The 24,509-nt window shown below is 45.9% G+C and carries 27 protein-coding genes and 3 tRNA genes; 20 read left to right on the forward strand and 10 right to left on the reverse strand.

Annotated features, from left to right (window positions below; translation table 11 throughout):
• Positions 1–37 precede the first annotated feature (37 nt).
• From ZMTM_RS04770 to ZMTM_RS04820, 11 genes are all read left to right on the forward strand, one after another.
• Positions 38–1,024 carry a cation diffusion facilitator family transporter gene (locus ZMTM_RS04770; RefSeq protein WP_221765170.1) on the forward strand — a complete coding sequence of 329 codons (987 nt, stop codon included), beginning with the start codon at positions 38–40 and terminating at the stop codon, positions 1,022–1,024.
• Positions 1,025–1,030: 6 nt separating this feature from the next.
• On the forward strand, positions 1,031–1,666 hold the full coding sequence (locus ZMTM_RS04775) for a uracil-DNA glycosylase (protein WP_221765171.1): 636 nt from the start codon (positions 1,031–1,033) through the stop codon (positions 1,664–1,666).
• A gap of 16 nt (positions 1,667–1,682) precedes the next feature.
• Positions 1,683–1,868 carry a tautomerase family protein gene (locus ZMTM_RS04780; protein ID WP_221765172.1) on the forward strand — a complete coding sequence of 62 codons (186 nt, stop codon included), beginning with the start codon at positions 1,683–1,685 and terminating at the stop codon, positions 1,866–1,868.
• 76 nt (positions 1,869–1,944) lie between these two features.
• On the forward strand, positions 1,945–2,175 hold the full coding sequence (locus tag ZMTM_RS04785; protein ID WP_221765173.1) for a type II toxin-antitoxin system Phd/YefM family antitoxin: 231 nt from the start codon (positions 1,945–1,947) through the stop codon (positions 2,173–2,175).
• Positions 2,175–2,561, forward strand: coding sequence for a type II toxin-antitoxin system VapC family toxin (locus ZMTM_RS04790; RefSeq protein WP_221765174.1), 387 nt, complete (start codon positions 2,175–2,177; stop codon positions 2,559–2,561). The genes ZMTM_RS04785 and ZMTM_RS04790 overlap by 1 nt, the downstream gene beginning before the upstream one ends.
• A 47-nt stretch (positions 2,562–2,608) precedes the next feature.
• Positions 2,609–4,408: an excinuclease ABC subunit UvrC gene (uvrC, locus tag ZMTM_RS04795; RefSeq protein WP_221765585.1), complete on the forward strand. Its 1,800-nt coding sequence runs from the start codon at positions 2,609–2,611 to the stop codon at positions 4,406–4,408.
• Positions 4,408–4,974 carry a CDP-diacylglycerol--glycerol-3-phosphate 3-phosphatidyltransferase gene (gene pgsA / locus ZMTM_RS04800; protein ID WP_221765175.1) on the forward strand — a complete coding sequence of 189 codons (567 nt, stop codon included), beginning with the start codon at positions 4,408–4,410 and terminating at the stop codon, positions 4,972–4,974. The genes uvrC and pgsA overlap by 1 nt, the downstream gene beginning before the upstream one ends.
• Before the next feature lie 60 nt (positions 4,975–5,034).
• Positions 5,035–5,110: transfer RNA gene (locus ZMTM_RS04805), tRNA-Gly, on the forward strand.
• A gap of 84 nt (positions 5,111–5,194) precedes the next feature.
• Positions 5,195–5,268: transfer RNA gene (locus ZMTM_RS04810), tRNA-Cys, on the forward strand.
• 188 nt (positions 5,269–5,456) lie between these two features.
• A complete protein-coding gene (locus ZMTM_RS04815) occupies positions 5,457–6,062 on the forward strand; it encodes a hypothetical protein (RefSeq protein ID WP_221765176.1) in 606 nt (201 codons plus the stop codon).
• Between the two features lie 366 nt (positions 6,063–6,428).
• On the forward strand, positions 6,429–7,181 hold the full coding sequence (locus tag ZMTM_RS04820) for an SLATT domain-containing protein (protein WP_221765177.1): 753 nt from the start codon (positions 6,429–6,431) through the stop codon (positions 7,179–7,181).
• Here the strand turns inward: ZMTM_RS04820 and ZMTM_RS04825 are convergent.
• The 5 genes from ZMTM_RS04825 to ZMTM_RS04845 all read right to left on the reverse strand — a co-directional run bounded on the left by ZMTM_RS04825 (position 7,178) and on the right by ZMTM_RS04845 (position 11,791).
• Entirely contained in the window at positions 7,178–7,930 is a 753-nt protein-coding gene (locus tag ZMTM_RS04825) for a COG4705 family protein (RefSeq protein ID WP_221765178.1), read from the reverse strand. The two genes, ZMTM_RS04820 and ZMTM_RS04825, sit on opposite strands and share 4 nt — an antisense overlap.
• A gap of 43 nt (positions 7,931–7,973) precedes the next feature.
• Positions 7,974–8,165, reverse strand: a complete 192-nt coding sequence (locus tag ZMTM_RS04830; RefSeq protein WP_221765179.1) for a YqaE/Pmp3 family membrane protein — start codon at positions 8,163–8,165, stop codon at positions 7,974–7,976.
• A gap of 73 nt (positions 8,166–8,238) precedes the next feature.
• Complete coding sequence (locus tag ZMTM_RS04835) at positions 8,239–10,629, reverse strand: bifunctional diguanylate cyclase/phosphodiesterase (protein ID WP_221765180.1); 2,391 nt, start codon at positions 10,627–10,629, stop codon at positions 8,239–8,241.
• Positions 10,630–10,647: 18 nt separating this feature from the next.
• Complete coding sequence (locus ZMTM_RS04840; RefSeq protein WP_225907101.1) at positions 10,648–11,304, reverse strand: methylamine utilization protein; 657 nt, start codon at positions 11,302–11,304, stop codon at positions 10,648–10,650.
• A gap of 7 nt (positions 11,305–11,311) precedes the next feature.
• Positions 11,312–11,791: a group I truncated hemoglobin gene (locus ZMTM_RS04845; RefSeq protein WP_221765181.1), complete on the reverse strand. Its 480-nt coding sequence runs from the start codon at positions 11,789–11,791 to the stop codon at positions 11,312–11,314.
• Positions 11,792–11,947: 156 nt separating this feature from the next.
• Between ZMTM_RS04845 and ZMTM_RS04850 the strand changes: the two genes are divergently transcribed.
• The 3 genes from ZMTM_RS04850 to ZMTM_RS04860 all read left to right on the forward strand — a co-directional run bounded on the left by ZMTM_RS04850 (position 11,948) and on the right by ZMTM_RS04860 (position 13,974).
• Entirely contained in the window at positions 11,948–12,823 is an 876-nt protein-coding gene (locus ZMTM_RS04850; RefSeq protein WP_221765182.1) for a DUF3034 family protein, read from the forward strand.
• A gap of 306 nt (positions 12,824–13,129) precedes the next feature.
• A tRNA-Leu gene (locus ZMTM_RS04855) sits at positions 13,130–13,216 on the forward strand.
• 137 nt (positions 13,217–13,353) lie between these two features.
• A complete protein-coding gene (locus ZMTM_RS04860) occupies positions 13,354–13,974 on the forward strand; it encodes a cold shock and DUF1294 domain-containing protein (RefSeq protein ID WP_221765183.1) in 621 nt (206 codons plus the stop codon).
• A gap of 89 nt (positions 13,975–14,063) precedes the next feature.
• On the opposite strand, the gene ZMTM_RS04865 is transcribed toward ZMTM_RS04860, so the two are convergent.
• Complete coding sequence (locus ZMTM_RS04865; RefSeq protein ID WP_221765184.1) at positions 14,064–14,228, reverse strand: hypothetical protein; 165 nt, start codon at positions 14,226–14,228, stop codon at positions 14,064–14,066.
• 354 nt (positions 14,229–14,582) lie between these two features.
• On the opposite strand from ZMTM_RS04865, the gene ZMTM_RS04870 reads away from it, so the two are divergent.
• Positions 14,583–14,864, forward strand: a complete 282-nt coding sequence (locus tag ZMTM_RS04870) for an antibiotic biosynthesis monooxygenase (protein WP_221765185.1) — start codon at positions 14,583–14,585, stop codon at positions 14,862–14,864.
• Positions 14,865–14,914: 50 nt separating this feature from the next.
• Here the strand turns inward: ZMTM_RS04870 and ZMTM_RS04875 are convergent, their stop codons facing one another.
• Positions 14,915–15,757 (reverse strand): PEP-CTERM sorting domain-containing protein, encoded by an 843-nt coding sequence (locus tag ZMTM_RS04875; RefSeq protein ID WP_221765186.1) that lies wholly within the window; start codon positions 15,755–15,757, stop codon positions 14,915–14,917.
• A gap of 332 nt (positions 15,758–16,089) precedes the next feature.
• Here ZMTM_RS04875 and ZMTM_RS04880 point away from each other — a divergent pair, with 332 nt between their 5' ends.
• Positions 16,090–17,649: a helicase-related protein gene (locus tag ZMTM_RS04880; protein ID WP_221765187.1), complete on the forward strand. Its 1,560-nt coding sequence runs from the start codon at positions 16,090–16,092 to the stop codon at positions 17,647–17,649.
• 20 nt (positions 17,650–17,669) lie between these two features.
• Here ZMTM_RS04880 and ZMTM_RS04885 read toward each other — a convergent pair whose 3' ends face one another.
• From ZMTM_RS04885 to ZMTM_RS04895, 3 genes are all read right to left on the reverse strand, one after another.
• Complete coding sequence (locus tag ZMTM_RS04885; protein WP_221765188.1) at positions 17,670–17,867, reverse strand: DUF2934 domain-containing protein; 198 nt, start codon at positions 17,865–17,867, stop codon at positions 17,670–17,672.
• A 270-nt stretch (positions 17,868–18,137) separates the two neighbouring features.
• Complete coding sequence (locus ZMTM_RS04890; protein WP_221765189.1) at positions 18,138–18,848, reverse strand: Crp/Fnr family transcriptional regulator; 711 nt, start codon at positions 18,846–18,848, stop codon at positions 18,138–18,140.
• Between the two features lie 292 nt (positions 18,849–19,140).
• Positions 19,141–19,866, reverse strand: coding sequence for a Crp/Fnr family transcriptional regulator (locus tag ZMTM_RS04895; RefSeq protein WP_221765190.1), 726 nt, complete (start codon positions 19,864–19,866; stop codon positions 19,141–19,143).
• Positions 19,867–20,160: 294 nt separating this feature from the next.
• Between ZMTM_RS04895 and ZMTM_RS13500 the strand changes: the two genes are divergently transcribed.
• From ZMTM_RS13500 to ZMTM_RS04910, 4 genes are all read left to right on the forward strand, one after another.
• Positions 20,161–20,289: a hypothetical protein gene (locus ZMTM_RS13500; RefSeq protein ID WP_264081918.1), complete on the forward strand. Its 129-nt coding sequence runs from the start codon at positions 20,161–20,163 to the stop codon at positions 20,287–20,289.
• A 125-nt stretch (positions 20,290–20,414) separates the two neighbouring features.
• The gene (locus tag ZMTM_RS04900) at positions 20,415–20,966 is read left to right on the forward strand and encodes a lipid-binding SYLF domain-containing protein (protein ID WP_221765191.1); all 552 of its coding nucleotides are present in this window, start codon (positions 20,415–20,417) and stop codon (positions 20,964–20,966) included.
• A gap of 113 nt (positions 20,967–21,079) precedes the next feature.
• The gene (locus ZMTM_RS04905; RefSeq protein WP_221765192.1) at positions 21,080–23,443 is read left to right on the forward strand and encodes a phosphoketolase family protein; all 2,364 of its coding nucleotides are present in this window, start codon (positions 21,080–21,082) and stop codon (positions 23,441–23,443) included.
• Between the two features lie 5 nt (positions 23,444–23,448).
• A complete protein-coding gene (locus tag ZMTM_RS04910; RefSeq protein ID WP_221765193.1) occupies positions 23,449–24,501 on the forward strand; it encodes an acetate/propionate family kinase in 1,053 nt (350 codons plus the stop codon).
• Positions 24,502–24,509 lie beyond the last annotated feature (8 nt).

Consider the following 24,509-nt stretch of genomic DNA (forward strand, 5'->3'; position numbering starts at 1 on the left):
GTGCTATCAAGACGCTGACTGCTAGCATGTAAGGCTTATGGAAAAACATCTTCACGATCACGACGAACACCATGATCATGGTGGTCATAAGCATGATAGCCACAGCCATGACCACCATGCACACAAGCATGACCACGATAACACGCTTGTATGGGTGTTATTGCTGACACTGGCTTTTGCCTTTGTTGAAGCGATTGGCGGCTGGTTCACAGGTTCGCTGGCCTTGCTGGGCGATGCTGGGCATATGTTTTCAGATTCAGCAGCGCTGGGGCTTGCTGCCCTTGGGGCTTGGTTGGCACGTAAACCAGCATCACAAAAGCATAGTTTTGGCCTCATGCGTTCTGAAGTTATCGTTGCCTTTTTAAACAGCATCTTCATGCTGGTGGTTGTAGTGGCCATTGTTTACGAAGCAATAGAGCGCATACAGACCCCGCAGCCTGTGCACGGCGGTGAAGTGATATTGATTGCACTAATCGGTTTAATCATCAATCTAGTGGTTGCCAGCAAACTGCACGGGCACCAAGAAACCATGAACCACCGTGCAGCCATGTTGCATGTGCTGGGCGATTTGCTTGGCTCAGTCGCTGCGATTGTCGCCGGTGGCGTGATCTACTTTACTGGCTGGTTGTTGATTGACCCGATACTTTCTATTTTCATCTCTTTGTTGATTCTGGTTTCTACCATACGCCTCTTGCGCGAGGCCTTGCATGTGCTGATGGAGGGCGTGCCAGCCCATATCAACCTGCAAGAAGTCACGCTGACCTTATCTCGATTACCGCATGTGCAAGAAATCCACAGCATTCATATCTGGAGTCTTTCTTCTGAAGTCACCGCGCTATCGGCCCATGTGGTGCTTGAAGATATGCACGCCTGGCACCCAGTATTAACCAATATTCGTGAGCTGCTGCACGAGCGTTTTGATATTGACCATGTGACCTTACAGCCTGAAACTGTCTCCGCACTTAAGCAGGGCGAAGTGGCTTGTTGGCTCACGAAAAAGCCAGATACTCCATTATCAGATTAAATCCCTATGCAGAGTTTTGACCTCAACTGTCGGCTATGCCCGCGGCTCAGTAATTTTTTAGATCAAGTAAAAATAGAGCAACCTACGTATTTTGCAAGACCAGTACCACCCTTTGGTAGCGCTAATCCCCAATTGCTGATTGTCGGTCTCGCACCTGGCATGCACGGAGCCAATAGAACTGGTCGCCCATTTACAGGTGACTATGCTGGTGTCTTGCTCTACGAAACCTTGCATAAATATGGTTTCGCCACAGCGCCAGTGTCAGTTTCCAGTGATGATGGATTGGAATTGATCAACTGCCGTATTACCAACGCAGTTAAATGCCTGCCGCCAGAAAACAAGCCTACAGGGCAAGAAATCAGCACCTGTAATCATTATCTGGCGAACGAAATCAAGGCATTACCAAGCAATACTTATATTCTGGCATTGGGCAATGTCGCCCACTTGGCCGTGCTCAAAGCCTTGCAATTGAAAGTCGGCCACTATAAATTTGGTCATGCAGCCCGCCATCAATTGCCTGATGGCCAAGTGCTTTACGACAGCTATCATTGCAGCCGTTACAATACCAATACCAGACGCCTGTCCGAGCCTATGTTTCATGAGGTGTTTGCAAGTATCAGGCAGGAACTGGCTCTCAACTAACCATTAGGAGATCAACATGCCTTATGTCGATATTAAAATTGCAGGCTCATTGAGCCGTGAGCAAAAAGCCGAAATCGCCCAAGAAATCACTGCAACCTTGCAGCGAGTCGCCCATAAACCGCCTTCATATACCTACATCACATTTAATGAGGTGGCTTACGAAGACTGGGCAATTGCAGGTGAATTGCTGGACGGCAAGTAAGCAATAAATGGATTGATAGTCATGTGTTGGTCATGTAAGATGACCAACTATAATTTTGTCTTTCTGGAGCCAAAAAATGAGTCAATTCAATATTGCTGAGGCTAAAGCGCAATTTTCCACCTTGGTTAAAAAGGCCATGATGGGTGAAGAGATCATTATTGCCAAAGACAACAAGCCATTGTTAAGGTTTTCGCCGATTGTGCCAGACGCGCCTAAACAGCCAGTTCCTGGCACTGGAAAACAAGATATTCTCTTTATTGCAGATGATTTTAATGCAATCCCAGAAGGGTTCGAGGATTACATTTAATGCGTTTGTTGCTCGATACTCATGTTTTTTTATGGTGGGTATATGACGATCCTAAGCTGTCTCAAACCGCAAGAGATGTGATTTTAGATAGTGCTAATACAAAATATGTCAGCGCAGTCACAGCCTGGGAGTTGGCAATAAAAGCTGGGCAAGGCAAATTAAAGCTGAATCAATCGGTGGCTGACTTTTATATTAAATACACCAATCAAAATTACTTTGAAACCATTCCGCTTGGTTTAAATCACTTGTTTATGGTTGAACGTTTGCCATCACATCATAAAGACCCGTTTGATCGATTACTGGTTGTGCAAGCGCAGGCGGAAAAGTTAAAAATTGTATCTGCAGATAATGCTTTAGATGCATATGAGATTGAGCGACTTTGGTGATATCCGAGTTGATATATCCAGATTAAAGAATATAAGTTTTGACTGCTATGTTTGATCCCAAGCCTATCCTGAAGACCTTGCCTAACTTGCCTGGCGTTTATCGCATGATCAACGCCACGGATGAAGTAATTTATGTCGGCAAGGCAAAAGACCTCAAAAAGCGGGTCTCGTCATACTTCAATAAGAATTTACCCAGTCCGCGTACGCGCATGATGGTGTCGCATATCGTCAAGATTGAGACGACGGTCACGCGCTCTGAATCTGAAGCGCTGTTGCTCGAGAATAACCTCATCAAGAGCTTTATGCCGCGTTACAACGTGCTGTTTCGCGATGATAAGTCTTACCCTTATATTGTTTTGTCTGGCGATGATTTCCCGCGAATTGCTTTTCATCGGGGTACGCAGCGTAAGGGCAGCACTTATTTTGGCCCATTCCCCAATACAAACTCGGTCAGGGAAAGTATTCAGCTTTTACAAAAAGTCTTTCGACTGCGCACCTGTGAAAACACCGTGTTTGCCAATCGGTCACGGCCCTGTTTGCTCTACCAGATTGAGCGCTGCACTGGGCCTTGCGTTGGCCATATTTCAGAAGAAAATTATCGTCACGATGTGAACCAAGCCACACTGTTCCTGCAAGGCAAAGAGCAGCAGGTGATGGAAGAGCTGGAAGAGCAGATGATGACCTCTGCTCAAGACCAGAACTACGAGTTGGCAGCCGTCTATCGCGACCGCATGCAGAGCCTGCGCCAAGTGCAGGCTAAACAGTTCGTCAGCGATTTCAGCCTGAGTGATGCTGATGTGATTGCTTGTGCCGAAGCGCAAGGGCAGCACTGCGTGAATCTGGTGATGATCCGCGGTGGCAGGCAGTTGGGCGACAAAAGCTTCTTCCCAAAAAATGCAGATGGCTGTGAAGTCGAAGCTTTGCTAGAGGCTTTTCTGGAGCAATATTATGTTGCGCAAAATCTGCCGCCTGTGATTATTGTCGGCGTGCCGATTGAAACAACGGCACTGGAAGAGGTTTTCACCGAGTTGGCGGGCAGAAAAGTACGTATAAACACCAACCCCATCAGTGATAAGCGTGTGTGGCTCAAAATGGCGCAGACCAATGCCGAGTTAGCATTGCAGCAACGTGCATCGCAACAGGCAAACCAGCAAGCCCGATTGCTTGCCCTGCGCGAAGCGCTGGATTTGAGCGATAGCACCGAACGTATTGAGTGTTTTGACATCAGCCACACCATGGGTGAAGCCACTGTGGCCTCTTGCGTGGTATTTGATAAAGGTGCCATGCAGAATTCAGAATACCGTCGCTACAACATCACTGGCATCACCCCAGGCGACGATTACGCCGCGATGCGTGATGCGCTCACCAGGCGCTACAAGAAGATCGCAGCAGGCGAGGGCAAAGTGCCCGACCTCATCTTTATCGACGGCGGCAAAGGCCAGCTTGGCGTCGCGGTAGAAGTCATGCGTGAAGTGGGTTTACCTGATATTCTCTTGGTCGGTATCGCCAAAGGCGAAGAACGCAGGCCCGGCCTTGAGCAGATGTTTTTCGCCGATAGAGAAACGCCAGTTGGTCTTAAGAAAGATAACCCTGGCTTGCACTTGCTGCAGCAGATTCGCGATGAAGCGCATCGCTTTGCGATTACAGGGCACAGGGCAAGGCGTGGCAAGGCACGCATGCATTCATCACTGCAAGATATTGCAGGCATAGGCGTTAAACGCAGGCAAAAAATCCTCACGCATTTTGGTGGCTTGGATGGCGTTAAAAATGCGAGTGTTGATGAGCTTGCGCAAGTAGAAGGTGTTAGCCAGATGTTGGCCGAAAAAATTTACCAGGAGCTTCATTAATGCTGTGGAATATCCCCAACAGCCTCACCGTATTGCGTATCTTCTTGATACCTGTATTCGTGGGGATTTTCTACCTGCCAGCCAGCGTGATTGAGCCGCATTGGATCAATTTTTCGGCAACATTAGTCTTTGCCCTTGCTGCGATTACTGATTGGCTTGATGGTTATCTTGCGCGCAGGCTTAACCAAACCTCTGCTTTCGGTGCTTTTCTTGACCCCGTGGCTGACAAATTGATGGTGGCTGCTGCATTGATTGTATTGGTTGAGCTTGGACGTACTGGCGCGATTACCGCCCTCATCATCATCGGCCGTGAAATTGCCATCAGCGCACTGCGTGAATGGATGGCAGGTACGGGTGATAAAGGTAGCGTAGCTGTCGCGACAATAGGTAAAGTGAAAACGGCGTTGCAGATGCTGGCGATATTGTTTTTGCTATATTCCGACCCAGTTGCCAATATAAATATTTATTTAATTGGTAAAGTGCTGATAGTGATTGCGGCATTTTTAACATTGCTGTCAATGGCTTACTATCTTAAAGCCGCCTGGCCGCGCATCAACCTGAAATAAGAAGCCAAAGTTAGCCTTGACACATGGCTGAAAATCCTTAGAATAGCGCCTTCTTTCGATGCGGGAATAGCTCAGTTGGTAGAGCGATACCTTGCCAAGGTATAGGTCGCGAGTTCGAGTCTCGTTTCCCGCTCCATACAAAATAAAGGGAAGGCACTATTCAAGTTGCTTTCCCTTTATTGCTTTAAACCAGTACCTGCACTTTCGGTAAAACGGTTCTGGCGCGATAGCAAAATGGTTATGCCGCGGCCTGCAAAGCCGTTTACGCCGGTTCGATTCCGGCTCGCGCCTCCAAAAATTCAAATCATCCCACATCAATAATCTCAAAACCCCTGTATTAAATCCAAATTCAGCTTATTGTTCGAATCACATCGCATCAACTCATTAAATTGTTTTATATTCGCTACTTTGCAGCAATCTGTTATTGCAATAGTCACATTTATCAACAGCCGCAATAAGTTAATAAATAAGGATGGAATAAAATGTTTGATAATGTTTTTGCGTTTTTTGAACAGTTACTTACAAACTTCACTTGGACAAGACTAACATTTACAATTGTTGTCCTATTTTTAGTTGGTAGTACATTCATTGGATATGAGTCTTATACACATCATTTCGCCTTAAATCGCATAAGCGAAGAAGCTAAGATTCTTGACCAGCTTGTAGCTATTTCTGAAAAAATAGATGCTAAAGATAAAGAAGTCTTAATTGACCAATCTTTTAGGTCTCTTGCAACAGCATACAACATTGAGCTTTCGCCAAATTCGTATTCAGATTCTGCAATACCACATAATTTAATTCCCCCCATTTCAGATCAGCTAAGCAGATCGTTATATGTTGCACTGCCTTGGTTCATGTTGAGTATATTTTTTGCCTTTACTATGACGGGAGACAAAGGCAACGCTATAGCAGGAGTCATCGTATTCGCTATAATTTTTATAGCGTTAGGAAATTGCCTTCCTGAATTTTCTCAGACATGGATAAATAAGTGGCTTTACCCTTGGGGCTCAATGCTAATTACAATTGCTTTAATTATGATTTGGGATAGAAGGAATAAAATTAGAATGTCTCAGGGAGCACATAGTTAATTATGATGCCAACAAAGAGTGTGATTGTATGGATAATTGTGGCAATTCCAGTTTTTATAATTGCTGCTCTGACAGGCATGATCTGGGCTATAAAATCTATTGGAATTTAGGATGGGAATACAATAAGAAATCGTACCTCTGGGTTAACTTCTGTGGGTTACTAAAATATCTAAAACTCTCGCTATCTATTGTCTTAATTTAATCATGTGGGCGGGGCTGACCTCCATACTCCCCAACTAAAACTGTTTCATGTAAAGTGCTTGCAAGCTTTGCTACCAAACAACTTAGCCGTAGTAAATTTAGTTGTTTAATAGTCACAATGTTGCTGGATTCAATCGTAGAGTTGAAAAGGGTTGTAGGTAAATAATGGGTGAAAATCGTTTTGATAAGTTCGTGGAATGGATTTTCTCCAAGGCGCCTTATGAGCTCAGCGCTATCGATGCTGCTGACAAATTTCACAAAAGCATGCGCACTACGGCCAAGTGTTGTTATATCGCTTCTGTGCGATTGCAGCGTCAGGCAAAACTCTCGTATTTCACTGCTGGGTTTCTTACCGTTGGCTTAATACTGATTCCCCTTATCCAGAATTCAAATTTCCAGATTGCCTTTGCGCCTAGTGTGCTGCATATGATGCAAATCTTTCTGGGCACTGCTGTTCTGGTCTATCTAGTGATGATTGCTTTGTCTAAATGTGATGTAAGGGCGAGGCAGTTTCAAGAATGTGAAGCCAAGATCAAAGCGTTGATTCAAGCGTTTAATAAAGAGCGTTCTTTGGGCTTTGAGCCTTTAACGCCAGCGCGGCTTGATGAGTTTCAGGCGCACTATGTTGCGATATTGGCTGAGCTTGAGAGCCATCACCCTAATGACTATCGATTCGCTACCTTAGAGATGTTTCGCGATTACTACATTACAGGCCTGCCAAGGCTGAAGCTCTATGCTAGCGCCCATATCATCAGGACTTTTGTCTTTATTATTCCTATTGTGTTGATGCTGATAGAAGTTATTTTTATCGCGGATATGCTGGGTGCAACGCAGGTGATTACGCCACATCTGGGCGCTAAAGTAATAGATACCAGGTTGAGCCACGCATTAAGTGAACTGCCTGCTGACGCACCTTAATGCGCTTGCTTGGCGGCTTTTTGCGGAATGAGCAATATGCAGGCAACGATCACTACTAATAGCGCGATAGAAGCTGAGTAGCGACTTAACTCTAAACCACCTTTGCTGAGCGGCTTATCAAGAAAATCGCCAACCACTGCGCCAAGTGGGCGAGTGAGAATAAAGGCAGCCCAGAAGAGTGCTGTGCGTGAAATAGTTGTCCAGTAATAGGCGGCTGCAATAGCCACTAACATCGCACTAAACACCATTGCCCCACCAACGTAGCCCAAGCCAGCGGTGTCGGCTGTCCAATCCCCCAACGCAGTGCCCAGTGTCTGTGAGAACATGATGGTGACCCAGTAAAATATCTCAGACTGACGAGAGCTGATGCTGCTGACGGCGATTGTGCCTAATGTTCTATACCAAATCAGCAGGGAAGCTATGAGTAGCGTAAACAAAATAGCGGTGCCGCCAGCATAGCCAATGCCCAGTGAGCGCGTGGCACAGTCTGCCAGGGTTGTGCCCACAGTGGTGGTGGCAATAATCGTTAGCCAATAAAGAAATACATGGAATTTCTTGGCCGAAACCTGGGCAGTGACTGCAATGGCAAAAATGACTGCAAATATGCCAGTGCTTACCAGATAGCCAAGATCCATAGACATCGAGACTGCATCACCACCAGTTTCACCAAGGGTAGTCGCCAGTATTTTCACTATCCAGAAAATCAGCGTGACCTCTGGTACTTTGCTTAATGCTTCTTGGTTTGTCATATTGGTTTTTCTAAGTTGATTCACTGCCTAGGTGCTTTGCGTACTATTTTCCGCCAAGCGCTTTTTCAATCTTTTGGTCGGTTTTATATTGGCTGAGCGCATACACAGACCATATTGCAGCGGGAATCCAGCCTATCAATGTAATCTGTAAAATCAGGCAGATGATGCCAGCGAAGGGGCGGCCAATGGTGAAAAATTGAAACCAGGGGAGCAGGATGGCAAGTAAAAGACGCATGAATTTTCCTCAAATATTGGTGTGTTTAAGTGTAACTAATCTTAGTCATTAGCGAACCCAATAGTGATTATATTCATTTCATCTTTTTATATAAATCCTTGGATTTTTTATTGGTGGCCGTCCAGCTTTCAAGCCATTTACCGAATTGATCGGCAGGCATGGGTTTGCTGATGAAATATCCTTGGCCAAAGTCACAACCCAAGCCTTCTAACGCCGTCCATACATTCTGGTTTTCTATACCCTCAGCGACGACTTTCAAGCCAAGGTTATGCCCGAGGTCAACTGTAGAACGGATGATGTTCACATCGGCTTTATCATTCTCCATATTGAGCACGAAAGATTTATCGATTTTTAGCTCGCTGACGGGCAGGTTTTTCAGGTAGCTGAGAGATGAATAGCCTGTACCAAAGTCATCAATGGATAATTTGAGCCCCATATCCGAAAGCACATTGAGTGTATTCAATGCGCGCTTGGGGTCGTCCATAATGCTGCTCTCTGTGATCTCGAGCGAGATGGCGTGGTTGGACAGCTTATTTGCCGTCAACATTTCCTGGATTTTATTAGGTAGCAAGTGATCAACCAGATCGCGCGCTGACAGGTTGATGGCAATAACAGGCGCGGGCAGATGGTGCTCATGCTGCCATTCGCCACTGAATCTGGCGACTTCAGCCAGCATCCACATACTGATTTTATTGATATTGCCGCTTTGTTCTGCAAAGGGGATGAAGCTATCAGGGTAAATCAGGCCTTTTTGCGGGTGATTCCATCTAATCAAAGCTTCTGCGCCAATTACGTGGCCTGTGCCTAAGTCGATTTTTGGTTGCAGGTAAAGCGCCAGTTGATTGGTCTCTACGGCTGATTTGAGCTCGCTGGCAAAAGTCAGGCTTTGCTGGCTGCTTACATCATGGTTGCTATCGTAGATCAAAGCACCTGCGCCGCTAGACTTAGTGGCATACATCGCCATTTCAGCGCGGCTCAACAGCAATTCAGCAGTGTCTGCATGCTCAGGGTAGCTGGCAACGCCTATGCCTGCACTTAAATCAATGGATTGGTCGTTCACCTCAATGGGTTTTTCCAGCAATTGCAAAATGCTCTTTGCAGTTTCTAAGGCTGCTTCAGCGCTGGTGTTTGGCAACAATATTGAAAACTCATCGCCACCAAATCTGGCCACCAGGTAATGCGTGGCATGCATGTTGGCTTTTAATCTTTCGGCAATTTTTTTCAGCAGTTGGTCGCCAGCTCTATGCCCGATGACGTTATTGATCTGTTTGAATCTGTTCAAGTCCATGACCAGAACAGATAAAGGTTTATTGGTATTTGCACCTTCGGCGATGGCTTGTGCAATCGATTGAATGAATGACGCGCGATTAGGTAAATCTGTTAGCTCATCCCAATACGCAAGTTTTGTGATGTGCTGCTCACGTATCGCAATCGCCTCGCGCATGCGGTTTAGTGCACGCCCCAGATTACCTATTTCATCTTTCCGTTTAACTTCTACCACTGTGGAGTAATCACCTTGCTCCAATTTCTCTGCACTTTTTGCCAGCTCAGTGAGCGGTTGGGTAATGCGTTTTGACGTGATCAAACTGCCAATCACAAAGACTATCGCGCCGAGTATGGTCAATATCAGCAGTTTAAATTGCAGTGCCCGGTAAGGCTCGGTTGCTTCACTAATAGAGCGTTGTAAAACGGCCACCATTGATTGGTCACCATGCGCGAATATATTTACAATACGGCTGCCGTAAGTGGATTCACTGACTTCAATTTCGGTGTTCATCGAGTTGCTCGGCAGCGCGCGGGGCATGCTCTGGGTGAGATCAAGCAAGGATGACCTGCCCAGCGTTGAGGTTTCTGACCGCCAGACATCGTCCTTATCTTTAATCAGGAAAGACACATCCAGCAGTGTCAAATTGCGTAAACGCATGGCCAGATTGTTATCAATCACAAAGCCCATGACCACCCAGCCGATGACTACTGGTGCTTTGACTGGCACAACCACCAATTGGTACGGGCGGTTGTTGAGCACGACGATTTCATTGGCATCGCCCTGTGAGCGAGCATTCATGAGGAGCTGTGAAATCTTGCTGTTATCCTCATTCATAGCATCTTCGCCAGCTGAGGCCACTTGCTCCCCATCATTATTAAAAAACATGGCGATATTGGCATTGATGCGGGATTGATGGTTAGCCAAGGCAGAGTTGATGGTTTCAATATCTTTACTGCTCACAGCCTGCCTGAAACCATAATCAGAGGCCAGAATACGTGCACTCAGGCTCAGGCTTTCTGCATTTTGATCCAGCAAATTATGGAAAATCTGCTCACCTACCTGCAATTGCTCGTTGATCGATGCGCGCGCGTTGGTGCCTATGCTATGACGAATAGCGATGAAGCCGATGAATTGAATCACCAGAATCAAAGTGAGAAAAACAAAAGTAATCCGCTTTTTTAAGCTATTGAATTGCATTGGGTCTGGGTCATTAAATTATTTGCTGATGATGAGTGCATTGGCTTGTATCTCTAGCTTAACGGCAGCCTGCTCGGAGCCTTTAACGCTGATGGTTTGCATATCCGTATAATTTTCTTTGGCGACTGCGTAATGCCATGTTTTAAGTTGATAACTGCCATTAGGTAAATCTGCCAATTTCGCTTTGCCATTCACATCCGTTTTCGTGAAATAAGGCGTATCGACAATATTCACATAGGCAATCATCTGGTCATGGATGTTGCAGCCAAGTACGGCAATGCCCGCTTTATCAAAGGTCACTGGCGCTGCGGGCACCCCTGCATATAGCTTGAGCTCAAATGTTTTGGCAGGGGAGAATGAATACACATGGTGCCTTACCGTATCGTTATTAGGGAAAGTAACACTGGCGCCTGTTTGAACCACCGTGACTAGCGGGATGAATCTACGACCTTTTTGCGCAATCATTGCAGTCGCGGCTGGTGTGGCAGTTTGTTTATTGGCTGGCTCGGCATATACCACAGCATCTTGCAGTGGGTTGCCAGCCATGTCCGTGACCGTAACGTTGATTTCGCCTGCGCAAGATAGGCTACTTGCCAGCAATATCCCTAACGTGCAGATGAGCCCAAAGGCTCCTCGGGGCTCAATCATGAAATAGTGGTTTGTGGGCTTGTTCATCAGTATCTTAAGGTTTGATTGTGTCGCCAGTCGCTGGGGTAGGCCCTGTCACAATGTCACGCTTCATTGGGGCTAATAGTTTCAGCATTTCATTTTTCTCGCGTGTGCCAACATGGCGGTTTAATGATTCACGTAAATCTTCTACCATCAGCTCAAACTCTGCTTGGGTAATGCCTGATTGCGAATGGGCTTTTTTCATCGTCTCGCCATCGTAAGTGCAAGGCCCACCGCTAATCACACAAAGCTGATTCACAATGCTTTGCTTCAGGGTTTTGAGCTTGATGCCTTCAAACGAGCGCTTGGTTTTTGGGTCTGTGGATACTTGGTTAATCGTCTCATCTACGACCACCGTAATGACAGGTAATCCACCCATGCGTTCAAAAAGAGAGGTTTGGGGTGGCTGGCTTGCGCAACCTTGCATCCATGCAATTGTCATCAGTAACGTTGAAGCTAAAAATAGCTTGGATATTGTTTTATTAACCAACATTTGAAATCCTTATAGTATTACGCAATATCATTTGCATGATATTTGCTATGTATTTAACGTAGCTAAAACCTTACATTTTTATAGTAGCAATAAGTGTTCTTAAACGGCTATTTTTAACAAATTTGAAGCTCATTAAAGAATATATTAAGGATACATATGGTCAAGTTTTTTACAAATTACATTACTCCAATATTGGTCGTACTTTGTGGCTTATTCATTACATCTACGTCCCAAGCGGGAGACAGGCTGCTTGCGACAGGCGGCGTCACGCAAATTGAAGGCGCAGCTGGGGGCGGTCTTGTTCCTTGGGCACTCATTTCTGGTTATGCGACACAAGACCAAATTGGTGGCTCAGCCTTTTTTACTAAAGCCAGAACAGACGGCGGTTTTGATTTACAGAGTGGTGGAGTGAGTGTGGGTTTCAACAACCGCGTTGAAATTTCGGCAAGCCAGATGCGCTTTGGCTTGAGTAATACCGTGCCAGGTCAGCATATCAATTTGACTACGCTAGGTGCAAAAGTCAGGCTATTTGGTGATGCTGTTTATGATCAAGATAATTGGATTCCCCAAGTCTCAGCAGGTATTCAATTCAAACATAATGAAGACTTTAATTCAGTACCCAAAGCCATAGGTGCAGTAAAAGCAGATGGTGTTGATGGTTATATTGCGGCTACCAAACTGTTTTTAGGCGCAGTGTATGGCAGAAATTTATTAGTCAACGGCACCCTGCAAGCGACTAAAGCTAACCAGTTTGGCTTGCTAGGTTTTGGCGGTGACAAAAATGATGATTATCTGCTGGAGCCTGCTGGTTCGATTGCATTAATGCTGACCGACAAAGTGTTTCTAGGCGCTGAATATCGCGCCAAGCCAGATAACCTCAGTGCATTCAAAGAGCAAGACGCCAAAGATATTTTTGTGGCTTGGTTCCCTAATAAATATCTAGGTATTACTACTGCCTATGTTGATCTAGGCAACATCGCCAACAAACCAGACCAAACGGCTTGGTATATATCAGGCCAGATTTCTTACTAAGGAAACTCTGCTTAAGCCTGACTTCGTCGCTATGCTTCGTTACTCACACAAAATTTCTCCTTACATATTACATATATGCCGCGTCAAAATTTTGTGTTCGTACCTCGCCTAGCTTAGAACTCAGACTTAATCAGAACCTCCTTAACTTGAGTCATAAAAGCCTGAAGATTACTTATTTAGGTTTATACGCCAAACAGAAATCTTTCCAGCAGCGAATCTTAAGTAGTAAAAAACCGTCACAAAGGTTAAAATACGCCCCGCTAATCAATTGGCGCTTAGCTCTAAGCGCTATCTTTTTTTAAGATTGCCCGGGTGGTGAAATTGGTAGACACAAGAGACTTAAAATCTCTCGCCTCACAAGGCGTGCCGGTTCGATTCCGGCCCCGGGCACCAATAAAATCAAGGCTTTCAGCCACTTCAAGAAGTTCCTGAATTTCGGCATTGCCAATCAAGTCACAATGGAATAATTTTCTCGTTTGCTTTCTGTTTTATTTTCTGATTAAGTCGGGTTTTAATAAGAAAAACAACATATGCGCTTACAAGGGAGGGTTACCCACTGGAATGACGACAAGGGATTTGGCTTTGTATATCCCATTGGCGGTGGGCAAAAAGCATTTGTTCATATAAAAGCATTCTCACAAAGTTCATACAGGCCTGTGGATGGCGACTTGATTTCGTATGATCTATCTAGCGATCAAAAAGGTCGTTACGTTGCAAAAGATGTTCGGTTCGCTGGTGGGGATGCGAAGCTGACTCGCGCTTATAAGTTAAAGCCCTTTGGAACCATATTTGTCTCTATGTTCTTTATTTCACTGGCCATAGCAACGATGGTATTTCACCTTCCACTTACCTTGATTGGACTTTATCTCGTTACAAGTATCGTCACTTATATTGTTTACGCAATAGACAAATCAGCTGCGCAAGATGGCAGAAGAAGAACTCCCGAAAGCACTTTGCATTTATTGAGTTTTGTTGGAGGTTGGCCTGGCGCTCTTCTTGCACAAAAGAAGCTACACCACAAATCTAGGAAGATGGAATTCCAAGTCGGCTATTGGCTTACTGTCATTGCCAACTGTTGGGGTTTGGGCTGGATGCTGACAACAAAAGCTGGTTATGACTTTCTAGGATATATTGCCAAAATGATCCCGTAAGAAGGTGCCAGTCATTTTAATTGGCGGCTAGTCGCTGCCAATCCTGCACTTTCTCACGGGACGGGAATATTGCCTCAGCTCACTGCTAATTATTTATTAGTAGTAGGAACGCTTTTCTCATTAGTCCGACGATCCTTACCAGAAAAGTCTTTAGGTTCGATATCTTTATCTCTTCTGTCTTGTTTGAGAGCTCGAAAGTTCGACAAATTTAATGCCCAAGGACTAACTTGTTGTTTCTTTGCATTTGTATTCATAACTAACTCCTTATAAACGTTGTGAAGAGACTAATACATGGTTCTAATAATAAGAAACTCCCGAAAACTTCGATGTAGGGAGCTTTCTTGATATCGTGTAAGAATTATCTTAAACCTAAAAATAAAAAATTGCTTAAATATTAAACAAATAAGCATATTTTAAAGTAATAGAGAAGCATATGATTTTGACTCATATCGACCTTCAAAGAGTGTCAACAGCATAAGCCTATAATGACTTATAGAGAGCCACGTCATGTCGTCGCTTATCTTGCAAATGGGAACCCCAAGGCCAGATAATTTCGCCTGATGGCGCCCCTTAATTCAAACGCTAGTTCTATTCAGAAAGGGTATCGAATGCCACACGTTTTAATCATTCATGAAGTCGAGTCATATCAGCCATGGAAGCTGGTTTTTGACCGAGCCGCGGACATTAGAAAGCGCGCAGGAGAAATTAGTTATCAATTGCTGGCAGATCAGGATGATGCAAACAATATTATTCACTTTTCTGAATGGAATTCGCTTGATAACGCTAAGCGTTTTTTCGAGTCTCCAGAGCTGGTGAAAATAAGGGAAGAAGCTGGCGTAAAGATGCCAGCTTTTCTTTATTTACAAGAGATAGAGCATGGAGTGCTCTAACTTTCGCTTAGGCTCATCAAAAACGAAAGATTGATTGCAACTCATTAAAGCTAAGCTTGTTCTAACTTCACAGAACTCGATTTTTTATGTCTTGTAACAAAACCGATAGCAGCAAAGCCAAGCAGCAGCATTGCTAGGTTACTCGGCTCAGGTACGGCTGATGTTAGTAAGAGCTGGTCTTGTTTATATAAAGAGTCAGCATATTTCAACTGATAAGCGCCAGTAGCCGTCCAAGTACCTGATGTGATGTTGTTGATGAAGCCGATGGCAAGGCTCTCTGCTGCTGCATTGTTGTATGGGAATGAGGCGGATGCGCCTGGTAGATAAAATGAGCCGCTGCCACTAGAGAGGCTGAGCGTGGTTGAGGTTTCTTCTGCAATTTCCCATACTGCTAGTTGAATGGCTAAGGCATAGTTGTTAGCGGCGGTTTTGTCAGCTGTGCCATACGTACTCAAGGTGCTCAGATAGGTATCACGCAGGCCGAGAAATGTGGGCATTGTGTTGCTCACGAGCAGGTCTATAGCTTCTATACGACTTGCGCTAAATCCAGCGCTGGATAAACCTGCCGTGACTGCAAAGCTGGTATCCCAACCACCGCCGATGCCTTTTTGCAGACAAAAACTGAAAGTTTGACCGCCAAGTGCAGAAATATCCCAAATACTGAGTACGCCCCAGTTGTAAGCGCTTGTGGCTCCGCTCTCTGTGACGTTGGTGTAACTTGAATAGGCCTCGCGGTCGGTAGCTGGGTCAGGCCAGCTAACCGTGGTGGATGCGTTTGCTGTGGATGTCATCGCTGCAAACAGCATGAAGCCTACAGCTAATAATTGGGAAATATGCTGCGTGATGACTGCTAGATTATTGTTAGTGTTTGGGCTAGCCAGCTGATTATTCATGGATCACTTTAATTGTTGGTTGATTACTCTGCATTTTTGCTATGCGTTATAAATATGCGCAAAAGGCCGATGTAAGCAGAATGCATGCCAAACGATTGTTGAGATCGATGGTTTAACCCAAGCCGCCAGTCATACTGTGAAAAAATAAGTTTTGAAAGATCGCGAGATAAAAGTTAGAAAGTCTTGGAAATGCGCGCATGTGCTCAGTAACTGAGCGCTAAAAGCTAAATGGCACTTAGCCGAATTATTTGGTGGAGTCACAAAAAATAAATTAAACGATTAGATTCAGTCAGCTTTTTTATATTGCGTGACTCCTTTATCATCGAGCCAGCATGTCACAACACAAACCACTGACCAAAGCACAAAAAGCCGCTGCCATTCTCAGGCTGCAAGATTACCTGTCGACCTTTCCACTTGCCCGCTCGCTCAAGCGTAAGATTCATTTCAATTTAGGGCCTACCAATTCAGGTAAAACGCATGAGGCGCTGGAGGTGTTGGCTCGCGCAGCTTCTGGTGTTTACCTTGCGCCATTACGTTTATTGGCGATGGAGATTCGTGATCGTTTGATGGATGCAGGCGTGCCTTGCAACCTGATCACGGGCGAAGAGCGCAATATCATCCCCGGTGCCCAGCACACAGCTTGTACAGTGGAGATGCTGAACTCTAGTCATCAGGTAGAAGTGGCGATTATTGATGAAATCCAGATGCTGCAGGATGAAAGCCGTGGCTACGCATGGACAGCTGCGCTGGTTGGCGCGCCAGCAAATGATGTGTTTGTCTGTGGTTCAAACGCAGTCACCGAGCCTTGCTTAAGGTTGATAGATTCGCTAGGTGAGGACTATGACATCACCTACATGGAGCGTAAAACACCACTGATATTGGAAACCGAGGGATTGAGCGGTGCACATTACAATCGGCAACGCTTGAGAAAACACTTACGTAAAGGCGATGCCGTGATTGCCTTTACGCGTAAAGATGTACTTACCTTAAGTGCCAGATTCAGGCTGTGGGGCTTTGGCGTTGCGAGTATTTATGGTGCGTTATCGCCTGAAGTGCGGCGTACGGAAGCCCGCAGATTCAGTAGTGGAGAGGCTGATATATTGGTAGCGACTGATGCTATCGGCATGGGGCTGAATTTGCCGATACGCCGCGTGGTATTTTCAGCGATTGATAAGTTCGATGGCGTTGCCAGCCGCATGCTGAATGCGACTGAGGTGCGCCAGATCGCAGGCCGAGCAGGGCGCTATGGCATTTACCCTACAGGCTATGTCAGCACGTTTGAGAATGATGAGCTGGTGCATATTGAACACATGCTGAGCACTTCGGATATTGCCACATTGACTAAGTTACCGATTTCGCTGAATCCATTTCACGTAGAAACCTTGTCGCACATGCTCAATACCGAGCGTATAGGCGAATTGCTGGAGTTTTTTGCCAGCAGTATTGCTATAGATAGCCCGCTATTCCAGATTGCAGGTATGCAAGGGCAGGTGGCACAAGGTCATTTAATTGAGGCACATGCGCCTGATCTCAGCCTTGAGGATAAATTCAGGTTTGCTTGCGCGCCAGTCTCTTTGGATAAAACACATGAGCGCGATTACTTCGTGAGTTGCCTCACCAGTTACGCGCAAGGTAAACAAATGCATTTGCCAGCAGAAACCTACTGGCTTGATTCAACCAGCCCGCAACATCTTGAGCAGGCCGAAGACTTGAGTAAAGATTTAAGTCTCTATGCATGGCTGGCGTTCAAGTACCCTGATATTTTTAACCAGAGCCATTTATTGCCTGCACTTCGTGACAGAGTGAGCCGTTATATTGAGCGTGCATTGCTCAGGCAAGCTGGCTTTAACGACACATCAAAAGAGCTTATGTACTACTCTGAAAGAAGATAGCGCCTGCTTAGTAAAGTCAATTAAGGTGCGCAACAACCAAAATCCCGTTCCGCAGCCACCCAATAATGATGTGGATGGTTTCTAAATCCATCTTTCTCGGCCATTAAATAGGCTTCAGTTTCTATTTTTCGCTGCATTTCTACCTCGTACCCCCAAGGTAAGGGATGCTCTGACGGTTTGCTTTTCCTGGATACTCTTTCTGATTTACGTTTTTCCATTTTTAACCCTTTCTAATTCAGCCGTTGTTTAAACCAATATCGTTTTATCTGCGACTAGCCAAAAATGACTGAGAAGAAGCTGATATAAGACATAACGATCAAAGCGATGACGATTGCCATTGGGAAGTTGTGAAAAGTGAAAATGTTTTTCATCGTGTCTCCAATCTGAGATTGCTTGTTGAGGGTTAATCATCAGGCAAAACAAATAAGAGGTTTTTGATCTATATCAATCAACTGATTTATTCGTGATTTTTTTACAGACTCAAAAAATTAGCCATTCAAAATGCGGTAATAGATTTGTTTATCAGAATGGTAGCAACTACATGCTGCACGCTCTAAGCCTTCACTATCATGAATTTTCATATTGCCGCGGCTGTAGCTGATGAGCGATTTGCGCTGTAATGAACGTGCAGCTTTAGTGACGCCAACACGGCGTACCCCAAGCATTTGCGCAAGAAACTCTTGTGTAATGTGAAACTCAGATGAATGCGCGCGATCTCGTGTCATCAACAACCAGCGTGCCATACGTTCTTCTACCAGATGAAACCGATTGCAAGCAGCGGTTTGTCCGAGCTGGCGCATGAGTACATATACATATCGCTTTAACTGACGTTCCAGAGAAAGGCTTTTGCCTAACACTTTTATAAAAGTGGATCTTTCTATACGCAATGCAGGCCCCGCACCTTGCACCTGTGAATGAAAGGGTGCGATATTCACACCCAATACCAGCGGAAGGCCATACATACCTTCATTACCTATCAAGCCCACTTCCAATCCTGTGCCGCTATCTAATGGCATGACGAGTGAGATGATGCTTTCGGTTGGAAAGTAAACGTGCTGTATAGGCTCGCCTACTTCACATAGCACATTGCCCAATACCAGCGTTACTGCTTCGCAAGATTCAATGAAACGCTTTCTGTCAGCTCCTGGCAGGCCAGAAAGCAGGTTATTCGTATCATCTGTAAATCCTAGTTCAGGCATTTCTGAGTCCTTTTGAATTTTGGACGCTGCCAGGGAAATAGCGGGTGATTTGGCAAAGCCGTAAAGATGTGGGCAATCTAAAATAGGGCAGACATCGTGACGTGTCTGAACGCTGGCACACCTAGTTCGATCTGTGACGAACATAAATTCTAGTTATGTGTGGTGTCAGACAGAACGCAGTGCCTAACCACCATACTCTTTATCTACTAAACAATATGATTATTTGTTGAGGCTATTAGCGTCTATGCTTTAGCGCACTTGCCGTGATGAATTACAGGAGTGAATTGAAGAACTAACTCGCGATGACATGCAGCGATGGCAATAGGCGATCAAACTCGGTTTTTACTACGGTATAACATTCACAACTGCGTTTTTCCAAACTGGGTCGGTCAAGCACTGTGATATGGCCTCGGCTATAGTCAATCAGCCCAGCACGTTGCAGCTTACCTGCGGCTTCAGTCACGCCTTCACGGCGAACCCCAAGCATGTTTGCAATCAGTTCCTGCGTCATGGTTAATTTATTACTAGACAGGCGATCGAGGCTTAACAACAACCAACGGCACAATTGCTGTTCAACCGTGTGGTGACGGTTGCAGACTGCGGTTTGCGCCATTTGGGTAATGAGTGCTTGTGTATAGCGTAGCAAGAGCCGCATCACTGGGCCTGCTCGGCTGAATTCTTCTTTAATGAGTTGTGCTTTTAGCCTGTAACCAAAGCCAGCGCTTTGTGTGACTGCTCGGCTAGGCGTGGTATTGCCACCCATAAACAGGGAGATGCCGAGTATGCCTTCATTGCCCACCACTGCAATTTCAGCTGATGAGCCGTTTTCCATCACATAGAGCAAAGAAACAATGGCTGATGTGGGGAAGTACACATGCTTCAACTGGCCGCCAGATTCGTATAGCACTTCACCTAATGGCATCTCGACCAACTCGAGCATGGGTAAAAGGCGCGTGTATTCGGCAACAGGCAGTGCATTAAGTAGATGGTTTTGCTTAGGGGAATGTTGATCGTGCATTGGCGTCTCTACAAGGTTATAAAGAACATCAAACACCAACGCGGGGTTTGAAGAGTCTTTTTATTTTTGCTGAATGTAGTATAGAACAACATCTCCAGTATGTGCGGTAACGCACATATAGAGCGATAAAGAATTAAGCGGGGTAGTGAATTTTGTATGGAGGGTACCGAACAGGTGGTGTATTCAATGAGAAATTAATACTGATTTTAGTGTGCCATACTGTACTTGACCTATCCAACCCAATAATAGTGATGTGCAGCAGCCGCTGAGATCATTTATCCAGGAGTAAACGCAATGAATAAAGAACAGAAAAGCAATAAGCTGGAGAAAAAGAAACCTTTGCTGACACCCAAAGAGAAAAAAGCTGCGAAGAAGACCAAGGAAGAATCCAAAGACTTTTTAACGCACGACAAGTCACGCTAATCGCTAAACCTTTACGGACTATGCTTAAGCTCTCCTACATGAAATTAAGCATAGACTGACATCATATGTTCATCTGAGTTACTACAATGAAAGCTCAGAATTCATTAATGATTAAAGGAATTAACATGAACAAAGTTAAACACTTGCTGCTAGTCGCAGTCGCCACATTTTCTATCTCGGCTTTCAGTAATTTTGCCAACGCAGCCACGGCTGAAGACTTGAATAAAGATGCTGAGCAAGCCCTGCAGAAGCTTTATAAAACCAACCCATTTGCAGAAGATGTTGCCAAAAAAGCTAAAGCGATTCTGGTATTCCCTAACATCATCAAGGCTGGTCTTGTGTTTGGTGGTAGTTACGGCGAGGGCGTGCTGACTGAAGGTGGGAAAGTGGATGGCTACTACAACTCAGTCTCTGCTTCATGGGGCTTACAAGCTGGTGCGCAATCTTATGGCTATGTGGTGTTTCTGATGAACGATAAAGCCGTGAAGTACATTCATGAGACCAAAGGCTGGGAAATCGGCGTTGGCCCAACAGTCGTGGTTGTGGATGAAGGCGTAGCCAAGAATCTGTCATCTTCTACTTTGAAAGATGATGCTTATGCCTATATTTTCGACCAGCAAGGTTTGATGGCAAGCTTGAGTATTGAAGGTACAAAAATCTCACGTATTAAGCGTTAAGAGAACCGTAGTACCACCACACTAGATTAGCCTCAATCTAGTGTGGTTTTGACCTAAATCAATATGGTGCAGCCTGCATCAATTATGGTTGGTGGTCAATAAAGGAGGCCTACATGTCAGACACCTTGTCACCCGCGTTGCTGCATAAAATGCATGCTTATTGGCGCGCCGCTAATTACCTCTCAGTCGGGCAGATATATCTGCAAAGCAACCCGCTGCTAAAGTCACCGCTTAAACTTGAACACGTTAAACCAAGACTACTTGGGCATTGGGGAACAACTCCCGGCTTGAATTTTCTTTATGTTCATCTAAATCGCCTGATACAAGAGAACGACCTGAATATGATCTATATTATTGGCCCTGGTCATGGCGGGCCGGGCATTGTGGCTAATACGTATCTCGAGGGTTCATACACCGAGTTTTATCCTGCGATTGAGCGCAATGAGCATGGCTTGGCACGTTTATTCCGCCAGTTTTCATGGCCGTACGGCATTCCCAGCCATGTTGCGCCAGAAACCCCAGGCTCTATTCATGAGGGCGGTGAGCTAGGCTATTCACTCGCCCATGCTTTTGGTGCTGCGTTTGATAACCCTGACTTGATTGTCAGTTGCGTGATTGGTGATGGCGAGGCCGAAACAGGTGCGCTGGCGGCTAGCTGGCATTCCAACAAGTTTCTAAACCCCGCGCGGGATGGCGCGGTCTTGCCGATTTTGCACCTGAACGGTTTCAAGATTGCCAATCCCACGATTCTGGCGCGGATCAGCAAGCAAGAATTAACCGAATTAATGCTTGGCTATGGCTATGAGCCTCATTTTGTTGAGGGTGATGACCCAATGTTGGTGCATCAACTGCTCGCTTCAACGCTGGATAGTGTGCTGGCAAAAATACGCGAGATTCAAAATAAAGCCAGAGCCAATAATCAGACAGAGAGTCATGAGCGCCCAAAGTGGCCGATGATCGTATTTCGCACCCCCAAGGGTTGGACAGGCCCGAAAACAGTCGATGGCAAGCCTATGGAAGGCACATGGCGTGCGCATCAGGTGCCAATTGCTGACTTTAAAACACCAGAACATTTGGCTTTGCTCGAAGTGTGGCTAAAGAGCTATAAACCCGAAGAGCTGTTTGACGAGAATGGCAAGTTTCTCAAGGAGCTTGCCGCGCTTGCGCCTACAGGTCATCGCCGCATGGGCGCTAATCCCCATGCCAATGGCGGCTTATTGATGCATTCGCTCACTATGCCGCACTTTCATGATTACGCCATTACAGTGTTGCAGCCGGGTAGCGTAAAAGCGGAGGCGACCAGAGTGTTGGGCAAGTTCTTGCGTGATGTCATGAAGCTCAATCTTGAAAAAGAGAATTTTCGATTGTTTGGCCCTGATGAGACGGCATCGAATCGGCTGGATGCCGTATTTGAGGTATCAGGCAAAGAATGGATGGCCGAAATCGACGGTGTAGATGTCAACCTTAACCAGCAGGGGCGGGTGATGGAGGTCTTGAGTGAACACCTTTGCCAGGGCTGGTTGGAAGGTTATCTTCTGACAGGTCGTCACGGGTTCTTTTCTTGCTACGAAGCATTTATCCACATTATTGACTCCATGCTCAACCAGCATGCCAAGTGGTTAAAAGTGACTAAAGATATCCCCTGGCGTAAGCCGATTGCGTCGCTTAATTATTTGCTTACTTCGCATGTGTGGCGGCAAGATCACAATGGCTTTTCGCACCAGGATCCTGGCTTTATCGACCATGTCGCCAATAAAAAGTCCGATGTTGTGCGTATCTATCTGCCGCCTGATGCCAATTGCCTGCTCTCGGTCGCTGACCATTGTTTGCGCAGTCGCCATTACATCAATGTGATTATCGCTGGCAAACAGCCTGAGTGGCAGTGGCTGGATATTGATGCAGCGGTCAGGCATTGCAGCATAGGCGCGGGTATCTGGCAGTGGGCGAGCAATGATGAGGGTAAGCCTGATGTGGTGATGGCCTGTGCTGGTGATGTGCCTACCCTAGAAACCATGGCAGCAGTCACATTGTTGCGCGAATATATTCCAGACATTCGCATCTGCGTGGTGAATGTGGTCGATTTAATGGTGCTGCAACCACAATCCGAACATCCACATGGCTTGGAAGACCATGATTTTGATGCGCTATTTACGCTAGATAAGCCCGTGATTTTTGCCTTTCACGGCTACCCCACCATGATTCACAAGCTGACGTATAGGCGGCATAACCACCACAATATCCATGTTCGCGGTTACAAAGAAGAGGGCACGACAACAACGCCATTTGATATGGTGGTGCTGAATGACCTTGATCGTTACAGGCTGGCACTTGATGCTATCACCCGCATACCAAGGCTCGCTGACCGTGTTGAGGCGGAAACGGCCAGATATTGGACAACGATGGAGCGCCACAAACTCTACGTGAGTGAACATGGTGACGACATGCCAGAAGTGAAAGATTGGCGCTGGAGCTCGTGAGCGCCATGCACATACTTACCCTCAACGTAGGCTCATCGACGCTTAAATTTGGTTTATACCGTGTGGATGGGCAAGCGCTTGAGGTCTTGCTGAGTGATACCGTGCACACCACAAACCCCCATCTGGTCATTCAAGAAGTCGCCGCAAAAATCACAGCCTTAAACTTACCCGCGCCAGATGCGATTGGTCATCGATTCGTGCATGGCGGTTTTAAGTTGCGGCAACATTGCCTGATCAACGACCAAGTCTTACAACAGCTCGAAGATGCCACAGCGTTTGCGCCGCTACATAACCAAAAAGCGCTGGGGGTCATACGCGCTACATTGGCACATTTCCCTGGCTTGCCAGAGGCTGTGTGCTTCGATACAGCTTTCCATGCTGACTTGCCAGAGGTCGCTCGCACGCTGCCAATAGATAAAACATTGCAGGCTGAAGGCATCCAGCGCTATGGCTTTCATGGTTTGTCGTGCGAGTCTATCTTGCAGCAGCTTGGCGACGCTTGCCCACCCAGGTTAATTGTTGCCCATCTCGGCAATGGTGCCAGCATTACGGCCATCAAAGACGGCAAGTCTATCGACACCTCCATGGGATTAACCCCCGCTGGCGGTGTGATGATGGGGACGCGTAGCGGTGATATTGACCCAGGCGTACTGATTTATCTGATGCGAGAAAAGCATTATGGCGTAGCCCAGATTGAAGGCCTGATTGACCACAATTCAGGTTTGCTCGGCGTTTCTGTCGTGAGTAGTGATATGCGGGATTTACACAAGATTGCAGATTCAAACCCAGATGCAAAGCTAGCGATTGAGATGTTTTGTTACTCAGTTCGCAAACAAATTGCAGGCATGATTGCAGCGCTCAAAGGCATAGACATGCTGGTATTCACAGGCGGCATAGGCGAACACGATGTACCACTAAGAGCCACAATTTGTCGCGATTTAGCTTGTTTTGGCATTGATGCTGAAAGTGATTATGGCAGCAATGTACAGGTGCTAAGCTCTCAAGAAAATGAACAGATTGCCCGTCATACACAGGCTTTGCTTGAAGCAGGTTTATGACTTTAATG

This window comes from Methyloradius palustris, from assembly GCF_019703875.1.
Classification (GTDB): Bacteria; Pseudomonadota; Gammaproteobacteria; order Burkholderiales; family Methylophilaceae; genus Methyloradius; species Methyloradius palustris.